A 13,028-nucleotide genomic window follows, 5' to 3' on the forward strand; every position below is an offset into this window, starting at 1 on the left:
GTGCCGGGGAGGGGGGTGCCTCCAACCAGGGCGAAGGCAGGGACGAGTTCGCCTTCACCTTGAGTCGCGAGGAGTTCCTCGACTTCGTCTTCGATGGCCTGGAGCTGCCGCATCTGGAACGCAAGGCCCTGGTGGACCTCGATGAGGTGCGCCCGGTGCGTGCCGGGGTATCGAAGGAGGGCGTTCCGGCGCGCATCAACATCGTGCGCTCCATGCGCGAGGCCCAGGCCCGGCGCATCGCCATGCGGGCGCCGATCCGCCGGGCCTTGCGTGAGGCCACCCAGGCGCTGGACGAGGAGGAGCGCAAGGACCCTGTGCTGCGCAATCCGGCCCGCATCGCCGAGCTCAAGGCGGAGATCGAGCGCCTGGAGCGACGCCTCAAGGCGGTACCCTTCATCGATACCTACGACCTGCGCTACAACAACCTTATCGATCAGCCCCAGCCTTCCAGCAAGGCGGTGATGTTCTGCGTGATGGACGTCTCGGGGTCCATGACCCAGGCCCACAAGGATATCGCCAAGCGCTTCTTCCTGCTCCTCTACCTTTTCCTCGAGCGCAACTACGAGAAGGTCGAGCTGGTCTTCGTTCGCCACCATACGGCGGCCAAGGAGGTCGACGAGGAGGAGTTCTTCTATTCCCGAGAAACCGGCGGGACCATCGTTTCCAGTGCCCTGACGATGGTCGACGAGATCATCGAGTCGCGCTATCCCCCCGGGCAGTGGAATCTCTATGTGGCCCAGGCCTCGGATGGCGACAACTGGGACGACGATTCCATCACCTGTCGTGAGTTGCTCGTCGAACGCCTGATGCCACGGCTGCAGTACTTCACCTACGTGGAGATCACCCCCCATGCTCACCAGGCGTTGTGGGAGGAGTATGAGCGGGTGGAGGCCGAATATGCCGAGCGCTTCGCCATGCGCCAGATCGTCGATGCAGGAGACATCTATCCGGTCTTTCGCGAGCTGTTCAAGCGCCGCATTGCCAGCACTTGATCATCAGAGCAGGCGGCCCGAGGAGGCAGCATGACCCGACGCAAGCCCATCGCTACCGGTTCCGACTGGAGCTTCGAGATCCTCAACGCCTTCGAGGACGAGATCGCACGCCTGGCGGATGAATATCGCCTGGATACCTATCCCAATCAGATCGAGGTCATCACCACCGAGCAGATGATGGATGCCTACGCCAGCGTGGGCATGCCGGTGGGCTACCACCACTGGTCCTTCGGCAAGCAGTTCCTGGCCGTGGAGCAGGCCTACCGGCGTGGCCAGATGGGGCTGGCCTATGAACTGGTGATCAACTCCGACCCCTGCATCGCCTACCTGATGGAGGAGAACACCCTGATGATGCAGGTGCTGGTCATGGCCCACGCCTGCTATGGCCACAACTCCTTCTTCAAGGGCAACTACCTGTTCCGCACCTGGACGGATGCCTCGTCCATCGTCGACTATCTGGTATTCGCCCGGAAGTACATCAGCGAGTGCGAGGAGCGCCACGGTGTGGGCGCCGTGGAGCAGTTGCTGGACGCCTGTCATGCCCTGCAGAACTATGGCGTCGACCGCTACAAGCGCCCCTCGCCGGTCTCCGCCGCCGAGGAGGCGCGGCGGCAGAAGGAGCGCGAGGCGCACCTCCAGGCCCAGGTCAACACCCTATGGCGCACCATCCCGGGGCGCCCACGCGGGGATGCCCTGCCCGACATGGCCGACGAGGAGGACCCCCTGGGCCTTCACGAGGGCGGCCGCTATCCCCCGGAGCCTCAGGAGAATCTGCTCTATTTCATCGAGAAGAACGCCCCGTTGCTGGCGCCCTGGCAGCGCGAAGTGGTGCGCATCGTGCGCAAGATGGCCCAGTACTTCTATCCGCAGCGCCAGACCCAGGTGATGAACGAGGGCTGGGCGACCTTCTGGCATTATACCCTGATGAACCGGCTCTTCGATGAAGGCCTGGTGGATGAGGGGTTGATACTGGAGTTCCTGCAGTCCCATACCGCGGTGGTCAACCAGCCGGCCTTCGATAGTCCCTACTTCAGCGGCATCAACCCCTACGCGCTGGGCTTTGCCATGTTCAGCGACATCAAGCGTATGTGCCAGGACCCCACCGAGGAGGATCGCGAGTGGTTCCCCGACACCGCGGGAAGCGATTGGCTGGAAGTCGTGCATTTTGCCATGCGCAACTTCAAGGACGAATCCTTCATTCAGCAGTACCTGTCGCCCAAGGTGATTCGCGACCTCAAGCTGTTCATGGTGGTCGACGACGACCAGGAGGAGATGCTGGAAGTGGCGGCGATCCACGACGAGCGCGGCTATCGGCGCGTTCGCGAGTCTCTCGCTACCCAGTACGCCCTGGCGGTACGTGAGCCCAATATCCAGGTCACCTCGGCGGACATCCGCGGTGATCGTTCGCTGACCCTGCGCCATGTCCAGGATAGCCGGCGCCCCTTGGCGCGCAGTGTCTACCCGGTGATCCGTCACCTTTACCAGCTGTGGGGCTTTCCGGTGCGGCTGGAGTCGGTGCAGGGTGATGAGGTGGCACGCCGTTATCACTGGCCCCTGCCCGAGGAGGAGCGGCGCGACTGATGCCGTCCTAACAACAAGACCCGCGCCGTGGCGCGGGTCTTGTTGTATCCAGCCTGCATTCGGCTAGCTGGCGTCGGTCAGGCCTGGGCCGACCATGACTGGCACCAGCCGCCCGGCTCGACGCTGTTCTGCGGGAATAGCTGACAGCCTTCGCTGTCGGCCTGGTAGAACATGCAGTTGTCGCAGCGTTGCCCTTCCTCGTAGGCCGGATGGTCGCTGGCGTCACTGGCGGTCTCGACGTAGTTCAGGGCCTGGGCCTGGTCGGCGCTCGGGTCGAGCCGCGGGAGGTCCTGTGCAAAGGCACTTTTCGACAGGATGCCGGCGCCGAGGGGCAGGGCGGCTAGGCCCAGCAGGCTGTTGCGCATGAAATCACGACGGCTATGGTCGGCCATGGTCTCTCCTTGTCATCACGATGGGTCTAGGGATCACGGTGGGGCAATCATGATGCCCGTTCTTCTTGGCGGGTGGTTGATCCACCTCTTGGATCCGACAGGCGCATCCCGGCGGAGTTCGTTCTGCCAATAGTAGTAAACTGATGGGAGCATCGCGAACCGATCGAGGCGTGTGCGGCGATCCGTCGCAACGTTGCCGATCCCTAAGGAGGTAGGTCATGGCGTTCACTCGATTTTCCTCGCCGATCGGCGAGATACTGCTGTGCAGTGACGCAGCCGGGCTGGAGAGATTAGTGTTGGCCGCCGAGCAGACGCCGGATCCGGCTGAGGTGGTTCGGGACGATGAGGCTCTTGGTGAGGCGCGCGACCAGCTGCTCGGCTACTTGGCAGGCCGCAGGCGCCACTTCAGCCTGAACTTGGCCCCCGGAGGCAGCGACTTCCAGCGGCAAGTGTGGTCGGCACTGCTGAGAATTCCCTATGGCGAGACACGTACCTATGGCCAACTGGCTCGCCAGTTGGGTCGGGAGGGAGCCGCTCGTGCCATCGGCGCGGCCAGTGGCGCCAATCCCCTGCCGCTGCTGATTCCCTGCCACCGCCTGGTGGCCGCCGATGGCATGGGAGGCTACAGCGGCGGGATTGAGCTCAAGCGCCGTCTGCTGGTCCTGGAGGGGAGCCTCGGTCGAGAGTGACGCCTCGGTTCAGCGTCCTCGCTGGCGCTGCTATACTCGCGCCGGCGGCGGTGGTCGCCCGGTTGGCCGGAGAATATGTCGTGCGCACAAGCACCTGGAGCAGGGAGAAGTCCGATGCAGAATGCAGTGATTCTGATCAATGCCGAGAAGGGCCAGGTAAAGGCCGTGGCCGAACGGTTGGCCGATATCGAGGGGATCAGCGAAGTCTATTCCACCTGTGGCCGTTATGATCTGGTGGCCATCGCACGCACCCGCGATTTCGAGAGCCTGGCAGAGCTGGTGACCGGGCGGCTAAATGCCGTCGAAGGCATTCGCGACACCGAGACGCTCAATGCCATGCAGGTCCACTCCCGTCACGACCTGGAGACCATGTTCTCCCTGGGCTGGTGAGAGGGGCCGAGCCTGACGGCTCGCCACTGGGTGGAACAGATTAAGGTTCGAGCATGGCAGCGAGACGAAGGCGCATTGCCAGCCGCTGGCGAGGCCGGGTGCGTCGCTTCGGCATCACGGCGCTGTTCGTGGTGGTGGCGACGGGGCTGTGGCATTACCAGGAGCGTGAGTTACGTGACGGACTCAGTTGGCAGGGTGTCACGACCTGGCAGGAGCTCGCCCCGCTGAGCTTTCATCGCGTGCTGCGCAACGACGGCTTCCTGGTAGGGTGGTCCGATGTGCGGGTCAATGCGCTGTGGGTCAGCTACCTGCTGCATGACGTCGAGGAACCGAGCGCCGGACCGCGCCCCGGCTTCCAGCGTGACTGGCGCGCCCTGTGGCCGATCTCGCCGGACAGCTACTTCGGCAGCGGCTATGACCGGGGACATCTCGCCCCCAATTACGCGATCGCCGCCGTCCATGGCAGCGCGGCCCAGCGCGACACCTTCCTGATGAGCAACATGTCGCCCCAGCGACCCGAGCTCAATCGGCGCCTCTGGCAGCGTCTGGAAGAGGTGGTGATGGATCACTTCGTGCCACGCTTCGGTGCCCTCCAGGTGATCACCGGTCCGGTCTTCCCGGCATCGTTTCGCCGGAATGTGCTCAACCGGGTCGGCCTGGTGGAGGTGCCTGAGGCTTTCTACAAGATCCTGGTGGTGCCGGGGGAGGAGCCGTTGGCGTTGGCCTTCCTTATGCCGCAGCACGTTTCGGGTGACGAGCCGCTGGATGACTTCCTGGTCAGCATCGATGAGGTGGAGGCGCGGACCGGGCTGGACTTCTTCCCGCAGCTCTCCGAGGCGGCCGCCGTGGCGCTGGAGGCCGAGGTGAAAACCGCGGGTTGGGAGCTCGAGGCCGTGGCCAGGCTTCCCGGGCGTTTCTGAACGGCGGGCACAAAAAAACCGCGACGTCATGTTCGCGGTTTCCTGTGAGGCTGCAATGGTGACTCGTCTGCATGACGCGAATGGTGCCCAGGAGAGGACTTGAACCTCCACATCCGTAAGGATACTAGCACCTGAAGCTAGCGCGTCTACCAATTCCGCCACCTGGGCGCATCATGCGGTCGTCGTGTTCGCGCATATCGCGTATGCGATGGTGCCCAGGAGAGGACTTGAACCTCCACGTCCATAAGGACACTAGCACCTGAAGCTAGCGCGTCTACCAATTCCGCCACCTGGGCGAACACGAGCGATTCGAGCTGACAAAGAGCGCGGGAGTATACTCCCTGGTATCCGTTCACGTACGACGGTATACCGATGGTGCCCAGAAGAGGACTTGAACCTCCACGTCCATAAGGACACTAGCACCTGAAGCTAGCGCGTCTACCAATTCCGCCATCTGGGCAGGCGAGGCGTATGGTACCGGATTCATCCGTCGATGCAAGCGGATCTGGCCGCGGCACGATGGATTTTTGTCGACTTCCATGCTTCGCCGGCGCTGCCACGGTTGGGTGATGCGGGCACGGGCGCTATACTGTACCCATGACAATCTACCCGAAATGCCAGATGCCACGCGCCGGACGTCGTCCCCGCGCCCTTTCGATCACGCTGCTCCCGATGCCGCCAAGGATGCCCACTGCATGACCCACTGGACGCTCAGCGACGATCCGCACGCCAAACGCGAAGCCCACAAGTACGATAAGCCCGCTCCCAGCCGTGAATACCTGCTCGCCCGTCTGGAGGAGGCCGGCAAGCCGCTCACCCACGAAGCGATGAGCCAGCAGCTGGGCCTTGAGGATGAGGAGCTCCAGGAGGCGGTGCGTCGGCGCCTGGCGGCGATGGAACGTGATGGCCAGGTGCTTCGTAACCGCCGTGGCGCCTATGCACTGATCGACAAGCTCGACCTGATCAAGGGCAAGGTGTTGGGGCATCGCGACGGCTTCGGCTTCCTGCTGCGCGACGACGGCAAGAAGCCCGACCTGGTGCTGCCACCGCGGCAGATGCGCCGCGTCTTCCACGGCGACCATGTGCTGGTGCGGGTCAGCGGACGCGACCGGCGGGGGCGCGACGAGGCCACCATTGTCGAGATGCTGGCTCGCAACACCCAGACCATCGTCGGCGTCTATCGCGCCAACACCCCGGAATTCGGGGTATTGATCCCCGAGAACGCTCGTATCACCCAGGAAGTGATCATTCCCCACAGCGCCTGCGGCGGTGCCCAGGATGGCCAGGTGATCTCGGCAAAGATCGTCCAGCAGCCCGAAACGCGAGTGCAGCCAGTGGGTGAGGTGGTCGAGGTGCTCGGCGAGCGCATGGATCCCGGGATGGAGATCGACATCGCCATCCGCAGCTACGAGATCCCCGCCGAGTTTCCGCCGGATGTCCACGATCAGATCGCCGGCATGTCCGCCCAGGTGGCCGAGCAGGACAAGCAGCATCGCATCGACCTGCGCGACGTCCCACTGGTGACCATTGACGACGAAAGCGCCAAGGATTTTGACGACGCCGTCTGTGCCTGGAAGACCAAATCGGGCAGCTGGAAGCTGCTGGTCGCCATCGCCGACGTCTCCCACTACGTGCGTCCCGGCAGTGCCCTGGATCAGGAAGCAATTACCCGCGGTAACTCGGTGTACTTCCCGGGCCAGGTGGTGCCGATGCTGCCGGAGCTGCTCTCCAACGGGCTCTGTTCCTTGAACCCGGCCGTCGATCGCCTGGCGCTGGTCTGCGAGATGAACATCTCCCAGAGTGGCGCGATCAGCCGTTACCGTTTCTACGAGGCGGTCTTCCAGTCCCATGCGCGCCTCACCTACAACAAGGTGTCTGCCATCCTCGATGACGAGGGTGAAGAGGGTGACGCCCTGCGCGAGCAGTACGGCGAACTGGTGCCGTCGCTGAAGAACCTGCACTCCCTCTATCGGTTACTGCGCGAGGCCCGGGTGGAGAGGGGCGCCATCGACTTCGAGACTACCGAGACGGCCATCGTCTTCAACGATGAGCGCAAGATCGAGAAGATCGTCCCGCGCACGCGCAACGATGCCCACAAGATCATCGAGGAGTGCATGTTGGCGGCCAACGTGGCCACGGCCCGCTTCCTCGACAAGCATGACCTGCCGGCCCTCTATCGCATCCACGAGAAGCCTTCGCCAGAACGCCTCGACAAGCTACGCCTGTTTCTCAACGAATTGGGCTTGTCGCTGGGTGGCGGCGACGACCCGAGCCCCCAGGACTACCGTGACCTGGCCGAGGCGATCAAGGGACGTGACGATGCCGACGTCATCCAGACGGTGATGCTGCGCTCCATGAGTCGGGCGGTCTACTCACCGCAAAATAACGGCCATTTCGGCCTGGCCTATCCGGCCTATGCGCACTTTACCTCGCCGATCCGGCGCTACCCCGATCTGCTGGTTCACCGCGCCATCCGCTCGGTGATCCGTGGCCCGCGCCAGACCAATACCGTGCTGCGTGCCGAGGGGGCCAGTGTGGAACCCCCAAGCAAGTGGGCCCCCTACACCTTCGAACAGATGCTCGAGCTCGGCGAGCACTGCTCGATGACCGAACGGCGTGCCGACGACGCCACCCGCGACGTGGAGGACTGGCTCAAGTGCGAGTTCATGTCTGACAAGCTCGGCGAGGTCTACGACGGCAGCATCGCCTCGGTGACCCAGTTCGGTATCTTCGTGCGCCTCGACGAGGTGTTCGTGGAGGGACTGGTGCATGTCACCTCGCTGCCCTCCGACTACTACCATTACGAGCCCGAGAAGCATCGCCTCAAGGGCGAGCGCAGCGGCATGAGCTACCGCCTGGGCGACGGTGTCACCGTGCAGGTGGCCCGCGTCGACCTGGACGATCGCAAGATCGATTTCGAGCTCGCCGACGACAAGCCACGTCCCAAACGCCAACCGCGCAAGAGCCGCGGTGGCAAGAAGTCGGCCGAGGGCAGTGGCGGCAAGCCGTCCGAGGCGGGTGACGGCAAGCCCGGCGACAAGTCGGGCAAGAGCGGCAGGCGGCGTCGTGGCCCGCGTCGCTCGAAGGCGCGCGGCTGATGGCGTCAGGTCGCAAGCCCCGGCACGATACCCAGTCGGGGCAGGCAAGCAAGGTCCAGAAACACGCCGGAAACAAGGCGCCTCGTGCACCTGCCCCGCCCGGAGGGCTCGAGGCGGTGTTCGGTGTGCATGCGGTACGGGCACTGCTCGACCGGGGCAAGGCGCCCCGTGAAGTCTGGGTCCAGGAGGGCTCCTCCGGCACGCGCCTGGCCGAGTTGGCCCAGATGGCTCGCCAGGGTGGCGCACGTCTCCACTCCCGTCCTCGCGACGAGCTCGACCGCTTGGCCCAGGGGGCTTCTCACCAGGGCATCATCGCCTTTGCCACGCCGCTCGCCTTCGAGGGCGAGACTTCCCTGTGGTTGAGGCTCGAGGGCTGGCCCCATGCGGCGGCGCCGCTGCTGCTGGTGCTCGACGGCATCACCGACGTGCATAACTTCGGCGCCTGCCTGCGCAGTGCCGATGCCGCGGGTGTGCATGGCGTGGTCGTGCCCAAGGACAAGGCGGCACCGCTCAATGCCATGGTGCGCAAGGTGGCCTGCGGCGCCGCCGAGAGCATCCCGGTCTACCAGGTCACCAACCTGGCCCGGGCCATGGCCCGGCTCAAGGAGCTCGGCGTCTGGATCACCGGTACCGCCGGCGAGGCCGAGGCGAGCCTCTTCGAGGCCGACTTCACCGGCCCCGCGGCGCTGGTGATGGGAGCCGAAGGCAAGGGAATGCGTCGTCTCACCCGCGAAGCCTGCGATACCCTGGTCAAGCTGCCCATGGCCGGCAGCGTCTCCAGCCTCAACGTCTCGGTGGCCACCGGTATCTGCCTGTTCGAGGCGGTGCGTCAAAGAAGCTTGAAGGACGCTGCTTCGCGGCTTGCGTAGCCCGCTCCCATTCTTTAGAATACCTGCGCCCGCTCGTCCTGCGAGCGGGCCTTTCTGTCTTCTGACAATCACTCCTTGCTTCCCCTGAGCGATTCGAGATCGCCACTGAGGAAGCTGCCAAACCGCAAGGAGATTTCATGCGTCACTACGAGATCGTCTTCATGGTCCACCCGGACCAGAGCGAGCAGGTCCCGGCCATGGTCGAGCGCTACACCAGCCTCGTCACCGAGAATGGCGGCACCGTGCATCGCCTCGAGGATTGGGGCCGTCGCCATCTGGCCTACCCGATCAACAAGATCCACAAGGCTCACTACGTGCTGATGAACGTCGAGTGCAGCGGCGAGACCCTCGACGAGATCGAGAACATCTTCCGCTTCAACGATGCCATCATCCGCAGCCTGGTGGTTCGCGCCAAGGAAGCCGTCACCGAGGCCTCACCGATGATGAAGCCGGTGGAAGAGAAGCGTGTCCGTCGCGACGAGAAGCCGCGCAGCACCGAATCCGAATCCGCCTGAGCCACCCCATCGCCCCTCTGAAGGAGACTTCCCATGGCACGCTTTTTCCGTCGCCGCAAGTTCTGCCGTTTCACCGCTGAAGGCGTGAAGCAGATCGATTACAAGGATCTGGACACACTCAAGGCCTACATCACCGAGACCGGCAAGATCGTTCCCAGCCGCATCACCGGGACCAAGGCCCGTTACCAGCGCCAGCTGTCCTCCGCCATCAAGCGGGCACGCTACCTGGCGCTGTTGCCCTACACCGACAGCCACCAGTAAAGCACCCGCGCGTGATGTTGCCCGTTGCCCGCTGGATGATGCGCGGCACCCCCCACGCCGCCGCCGGGGCGGCCATTGCCACCTTGATTCCGTGGCTATTCTGGCTGGGGGCCGCCGTGGCGGCCCTGGCCACGCTCCGGCAAGGGATGGCCGCGTCGCTTCCGGTGATCATCGCCGCGGCCGTACCGGCCGGCTGGTGGTGGACCCAGGGAGACGTCATCCCGCTGGCCAGCATTCTGCTGGTCGTGTTGATGGCAGTGGTGCTGCGTTCACGGCTGCGCTGGAGTGAGGCACTCCTTGCCGGCACCCTGGCCGGGGCGGTGATGATCCAATTGGAGATCTTCCTTCCGCCGGGCGGGGCCGGTCCTGTACTGGAGCAGCTGCGCCAGGGGTCACCGGACATCGCGGAGATGCTCGCCGAGCTCTCTCGCCAGGGCATGGACACCGAGCAATTGGCCGGCTTGCTGATCAGTGGCGTGACTGGGCTGATCGTGCTGCTCGCCGCCGTGGCTTGCCTGGCCCTGGCGCGCGGCTGGCAGGCCGGGCTCTACAACCCGGGCGGGTTCCGTGAAGAGTTCCATGGCCTGCGCCTGGCGCCCCGGGAACTCGCCATGCTGGTAGTGCTCGGTGTGCTGGGGGCGGTGCTGGGGCTTCCGGCCCTGGGCATGCTGGCTTGGGTACCGCTGCTGGTGGCCGGCGTCGCGCTGGTGCATGGTTTTATCGGATTGAAGGGAATGAACGGGCTGTGGCTGGTCGCCTTCTATGTGCTGCTGATCACCACCTGGCCCATGATTCTCATCGTGCTGCTTCTGGCCTTCATCGACACGTTCGCGGACTTCCGCGGACGACTGGCCCGCAGCCACTGACAAGAGGTTTACGAGAATGGACGTCATTCTGCTCGACAAGATTGGCAAGCTGGGCGGTCTGGGTGACCAGGTCACCGTCAAGCCCGGCTACGGCCGCAACTACCTGGTGCCCTACGGACTGGCCGTGCCGGCCACCAAGGACAACATCCAGGCCTTCCAGGCCCAGCGTGCCGAGCTCGAGGCCCAGGCCGCCGAGCGCAAGGCCGTGGCCGAGGCGCGCGCGGAACAGCTTAACGACATCGAACTGTCACTGGTTTCCAAGGCCGGTGACGAGGGCAAGCTGTTCGGCTCGATCGGACCGCGTGACCTGGCGGAGGCCATCTCCAGCGCCGGGATCGAAGTCGCCAAGAGCGAAGTGCGCATGCCGCAGGGCCCGATTCGCCAGACCGGCGAGTACGATATCGGCCTGCGTCTGCATGCCGAAGTCGATGCCACCGTTCGTGTGGTGGTCGTGGCCGAATAATGGCCGAATAAGAAGGTCAGCGCGTCGGGACGCCCAACAGGGCGTGCCCCGAAAAGGGGGGGCGAGGAGTGAATCCTCGCCCCCTTTTTTGGCTCTTGCGTTTCGCATCATGAACCGGCGGCCTCGACCTGCCCGGGCATGGGGTCGGAGCGCGTCATCGCGTAGAATGATGTTGCCCCTTTCTCCTTGAAGGTCCGTGCCCCATGAACGAACCCCTCGCCCTCGACCGGGAAACCGCCGCCCTCAAGGTGCCGCCGCATTCGCTGGAGGCTGAGCAGTCGGTACTCGGTGGCCTGATGCTCGACAACCAGGCATGGGACAACGTGGCCGATCGGCTGGTGGCGGATGATTTCTATCGTTATGAGCATCGCCTGATCTTCAACGTCATGGCCAGCCTGGCCGAGGTGGGGCGCCCGCTGGACGTGGTCACTCTCTCCGAGGCGCTGGAGGGGCGCGACCAGCTCGATACCGTAGGTGGCCTGGCCTACCTGGCGGAGCTGGCCAGGAGCACCCCGTCCGCGAGCAATATCCGCGCCTATGCGGATATCGTTCGCGAGCGCGCCACCCTGCGCAAGCTGATCCGCGCGGCCAGCCAGATCGCCGACGGCGCCTTCACCCCCCAGGGTCGCCCCGCCGACGAGCTGGTCGATGAGGCCGAGCGGCTGGTGTTCCAGATCAGCGAGGAGCGTCCCAAGTCGGGTGGGCCGATCGGCATGAGCGAACTGCTCACCAAGGCCGTGGATCGCATCGACGAGCTCTTCAACCTGCAGGGCGAGATGACCGGGCTCTCCACCGGTTTCCGCGACCTGGATGAGATGACGTCGGGGCTGCAACCTTCGGATCTGGTGATCATCGCGGGGCGCCCCTCCATGGGCAAGACCACCTTTGCCATGAACATGGTTGAACACGCGGTGATTGCCAGTGACCGGCCGGTGATGGTGTTCTCCATGGAGATGCCCGCGGATTCGCTGATGCTGCGCATGCTCTCCTCGCTGGGGCGTATCGATCAGACCCGCGTGCGCACCGGCCAGCTGGAGGACGAGGACTGGCCGCGCCTGACCTCGGCGGTCAACCTGCTCAAGGACAAGCAGCTGTTCATCGATGACACCGCCGCGTTGTCGCCCAATGAGATGCGCTCGCGGATCCGCCGTGTGGTGCGTGAACACGGCAACCTGTCGCTGATCATGATCGATTACCTGCAGCTGATGCAGATTCCCGGCTTCTCCGAGAACCGCACCGGCGAGATCTCGGAGATCTCCCGCTCGCTCAAGGGGCTGGCCAAGGAGTTCGGCTGTCCGGTGCTGGCGCTTTCTCAGCTCAACCGCTCACTGGAGCAGCGCCCCAACAAGCGTCCGGTAATGTCGGACCTGCGCGAGTCGGGTGCCATCGAGCAGGATGCCGACATCATCGGCTTCGTCTATCGCGACGAGGTCTACAATCCGGATAATCCCGACAACCAGGGGCTGGCCGAGGTGATCATCGGCAAGCAGCGGAACGGTCCCATCGGCACGGTGCACATGGCGTTCATCGGCAAGTACACCCGTTTCGAGGACCTGGCGCCGGACAGCTACCGCGAGGCTTTTGGCGGGTAAAGGCGCGCCCTTGAGTCTCGGGACCGGCCCCGTATAATGCCGACCCCTCGAATCACTCTGGAAGGAGGCAGCATGGCAGGCGAATTCCGACGCGGCAATCGCCGGCGTACCCCGAAGCTCGAAGGGCGAGGTGAGCTTCAGTCGGTGGAGCGTGAAGGCCCCTTCAAGGAGTGGCTGGGAATGCCCGATCTCTATCGCTACCACCTGGTGGTGGACGGCGAAGCCTACAGCTATCAGACCGAGGATACCGAGTTGCCGGTCCAGGTCGGCGACCGGGTGGTGTTCCGCTACAAGGAGACCAAGGCCGGCAACTGGGTGGACCGCAACTCCCTGGGCAAGGCCATCGATCCTTCCGAATATCAGTAAGTCCGGAACCTGACGAAGCGGTCAAGGTCACAAC

Annotated in this window: 14 protein-coding genes and 3 tRNA genes; 13 read left to right on the forward strand and 4 right to left on the reverse strand. The window is 64.3% G+C overall.

Annotated features, from left to right (window positions below; genetic code table 11):
• Together HALO32_RS07360 and HALO32_RS07365 are read left to right on the forward strand one after the other, a co-directional pair.
• Positions 1 to 992 (forward strand): YeaH/YhbH family protein (locus tag HALO32_RS07360; RefSeq protein ID WP_151443151.1); only part of this gene is annotated, 992 nt, incomplete at its 5' end.
• Positions 993 to 1,022: 30 nt separating this feature from the next.
• Positions 1,023 to 2,573: a SpoVR family protein gene (locus HALO32_RS07365; protein WP_151443152.1), complete on the forward strand. Its 1,551-nt coding sequence runs from the start codon at positions 1,023 to 1,025 to the stop codon at positions 2,571 to 2,573.
• 77 nt (positions 2,574 to 2,650) lie between these two features.
• Here HALO32_RS07365 and HALO32_RS07370 read toward each other — a convergent pair whose 3' ends face one another.
• Entirely contained in the window at positions 2,651 to 2,965 is a 315-nt protein-coding gene (locus HALO32_RS07370; RefSeq protein ID WP_151443153.1) for a high-potential iron-sulfur protein, read from the reverse strand.
• 218 nt (positions 2,966 to 3,183) lie between these two features.
• On the opposite strand from HALO32_RS07370, the gene HALO32_RS07375 reads away from it, so the two are divergent.
• The 3 genes from HALO32_RS07375 (at position 3,184) to HALO32_RS07385 (ending at position 4,964) form a co-directional block, all read left to right on the forward strand.
• On the forward strand, positions 3,184 to 3,654 hold the full coding sequence (locus tag HALO32_RS07375) for a methylated-DNA--[protein]-cysteine S-methyltransferase (protein WP_151443154.1): 471 nt from the start codon (positions 3,184 to 3,186) through the stop codon (positions 3,652 to 3,654).
• 114 nt (positions 3,655 to 3,768) lie between these two features.
• Positions 3,769 to 4,044: an Lrp/AsnC family transcriptional regulator gene (locus HALO32_RS07380; protein WP_151443155.1), complete on the forward strand. Its 276-nt coding sequence runs from the start codon at positions 3,769 to 3,771 to the stop codon at positions 4,042 to 4,044.
• Positions 4,045 to 4,097: 53 nt separating this feature from the next.
• The gene (locus HALO32_RS07385) at positions 4,098 to 4,964 is read left to right on the forward strand and encodes a DNA/RNA non-specific endonuclease (protein WP_151443156.1); all 867 of its coding nucleotides are present in this window, start codon (positions 4,098 to 4,100) and stop codon (positions 4,962 to 4,964) included.
• 81 nt (positions 4,965 to 5,045) lie between these two features.
• On the opposite strand, the gene HALO32_RS07390 is transcribed toward HALO32_RS07385, so the two are convergent.
• The 3 genes from HALO32_RS07390 to HALO32_RS07400 form a co-directional block, all read right to left on the reverse strand.
• Positions 5,046 to 5,132 (reverse strand) — tRNA-Leu (locus HALO32_RS07390).
• 41 nt (positions 5,133 to 5,173) lie between these two features.
• A tRNA-Leu gene (locus HALO32_RS07395) sits at positions 5,174 to 5,260 on the reverse strand.
• Positions 5,261 to 5,337: 77 nt separating this feature from the next.
• A tRNA-Leu gene (locus HALO32_RS07400) sits at positions 5,338 to 5,424 on the reverse strand.
• A 235-nt stretch (positions 5,425 to 5,659) separates the two neighbouring features.
• On the opposite strand from HALO32_RS07400, the gene rnr reads away from it, so the two are divergent.
• The 8 genes from rnr to HALO32_RS07440 all read left to right on the forward strand — a co-directional run bounded on the left by rnr (position 5,660) and on the right by HALO32_RS07440 (position 12,994).
• The gene (rnr, locus tag HALO32_RS07405; protein WP_151443157.1) at positions 5,660 to 8,062 is read left to right on the forward strand and encodes a ribonuclease R; all 2,403 of its coding nucleotides are present in this window, start codon (positions 5,660 to 5,662) and stop codon (positions 8,060 to 8,062) included.
• Positions 8,062 to 8,931, forward strand: coding sequence for a 23S rRNA (guanosine(2251)-2'-O)-methyltransferase RlmB (gene rlmB, locus HALO32_RS07410; RefSeq protein WP_151443158.1), 870 nt, complete (start codon positions 8,062 to 8,064; stop codon positions 8,929 to 8,931). Before rnr ends, rlmB begins: the two co-directional genes overlap by 1 nt.
• 137 nt (positions 8,932 to 9,068) lie before the next feature.
• Positions 9,069 to 9,446, forward strand: a complete 378-nt coding sequence (gene rpsF, locus HALO32_RS07415) for a 30S ribosomal protein S6 (RefSeq protein ID WP_151443159.1) — start codon at positions 9,069 to 9,071, stop codon at positions 9,444 to 9,446.
• Positions 9,447 to 9,479: 33 nt separating this feature from the next.
• Positions 9,480 to 9,707 (forward strand): 30S ribosomal protein S18, encoded by a 228-nt coding sequence (gene rpsR, locus HALO32_RS07420; RefSeq protein WP_089712195.1) that lies wholly within the window; start codon positions 9,480 to 9,482, stop codon positions 9,705 to 9,707.
• A 14-nt stretch (positions 9,708 to 9,721) separates the two neighbouring features.
• Entirely contained in the window at positions 9,722 to 10,573 is an 852-nt protein-coding gene (locus HALO32_RS07425; RefSeq protein ID WP_151443235.1) for a YybS family protein, read from the forward strand.
• A gap of 16 nt (positions 10,574 to 10,589) precedes the next feature.
• Positions 10,590 to 11,036, forward strand: coding sequence for a 50S ribosomal protein L9 (gene rplI, locus HALO32_RS07430; RefSeq protein ID WP_151443160.1), 447 nt, complete (start codon positions 10,590 to 10,592; stop codon positions 11,034 to 11,036).
• A 203-nt stretch (positions 11,037 to 11,239) separates the two neighbouring features.
• Complete coding sequence (gene dnaB, locus HALO32_RS07435; RefSeq protein ID WP_151443161.1) at positions 11,240 to 12,628, forward strand: replicative DNA helicase; 1,389 nt, start codon at positions 11,240 to 11,242, stop codon at positions 12,626 to 12,628.
• A gap of 72 nt (positions 12,629 to 12,700) precedes the next feature.
• Positions 12,701 to 12,994: a hypothetical protein gene (locus tag HALO32_RS07440; protein WP_151443162.1), complete on the forward strand. Its 294-nt coding sequence runs from the start codon at positions 12,701 to 12,703 to the stop codon at positions 12,992 to 12,994.
• Positions 12,995 to 13,028 lie beyond the last annotated feature (34 nt).

The organism is Halomonas lysinitropha (assembly GCF_902500215.1).
GTDB lineage: Bacteria > Pseudomonadota > Gammaproteobacteria > Pseudomonadales > Halomonadaceae > Halomonas > Halomonas lysinitropha.

Coding starts and splice junctions, on each gene's coding strand:
- rnr (WP_151443157.1), top strand. CDS start 5,660: ATGACCCACTGGACGCTCAGCGACGATCCGCACGCCAAACGCGAAGCC.
- dnaB (WP_151443161.1), top strand. CDS start 11,240: ATGAACGAACCCCTCGCCCTCGACCGGGAAACCGCCGCCCTCAAGGTG.
- HALO32_RS07425 (WP_151443235.1), top strand. CDS start 9,722: ATGTTGCCCGTTGCCCGCTGGATGATGCGCGGCACCCCCCACGCCGCC.
- HALO32_RS07440 (WP_151443162.1), top strand. CDS start 12,701: ATGGCAGGCGAATTCCGACGCGGCAATCGCCGGCGTACCCCGAAGCTC.
- HALO32_RS07380 (WP_151443155.1), top strand. CDS start 3,769: ATGCAGAATGCAGTGATTCTGATCAATGCCGAGAAGGGCCAGGTAAAG.
- rlmB (WP_151443158.1), top strand. CDS start 8,062: ATGGCGTCAGGTCGCAAGCCCCGGCACGATACCCAGTCGGGGCAGGCA.
- rplI (WP_151443160.1), top strand. CDS start 10,590: ATGGACGTCATTCTGCTCGACAAGATTGGCAAGCTGGGCGGTCTGGGT.
- rpsF (WP_151443159.1), top strand. CDS start 9,069: ATGCGTCACTACGAGATCGTCTTCATGGTCCACCCGGACCAGAGCGAG.
- HALO32_RS07385 (WP_151443156.1), top strand. CDS start 4,098: ATGGCAGCGAGACGAAGGCGCATTGCCAGCCGCTGGCGAGGCCGGGTG.
- HALO32_RS07370 (WP_151443153.1), bottom strand. CDS start 2,965: ATGGCCGACCATAGCCGTCGTGATTTCATGCGCAACAGCCTGCTGGGC.
- HALO32_RS07365 (WP_151443152.1), top strand. CDS start 1,023: ATGACCCGACGCAAGCCCATCGCTACCGGTTCCGACTGGAGCTTCGAG.
- rpsR (WP_089712195.1), top strand. CDS start 9,480: ATGGCACGCTTTTTCCGTCGCCGCAAGTTCTGCCGTTTCACCGCTGAA.
- HALO32_RS07375 (WP_151443154.1), top strand. CDS start 3,184: ATGGCGTTCACTCGATTTTCCTCGCCGATCGGCGAGATACTGCTGTGC.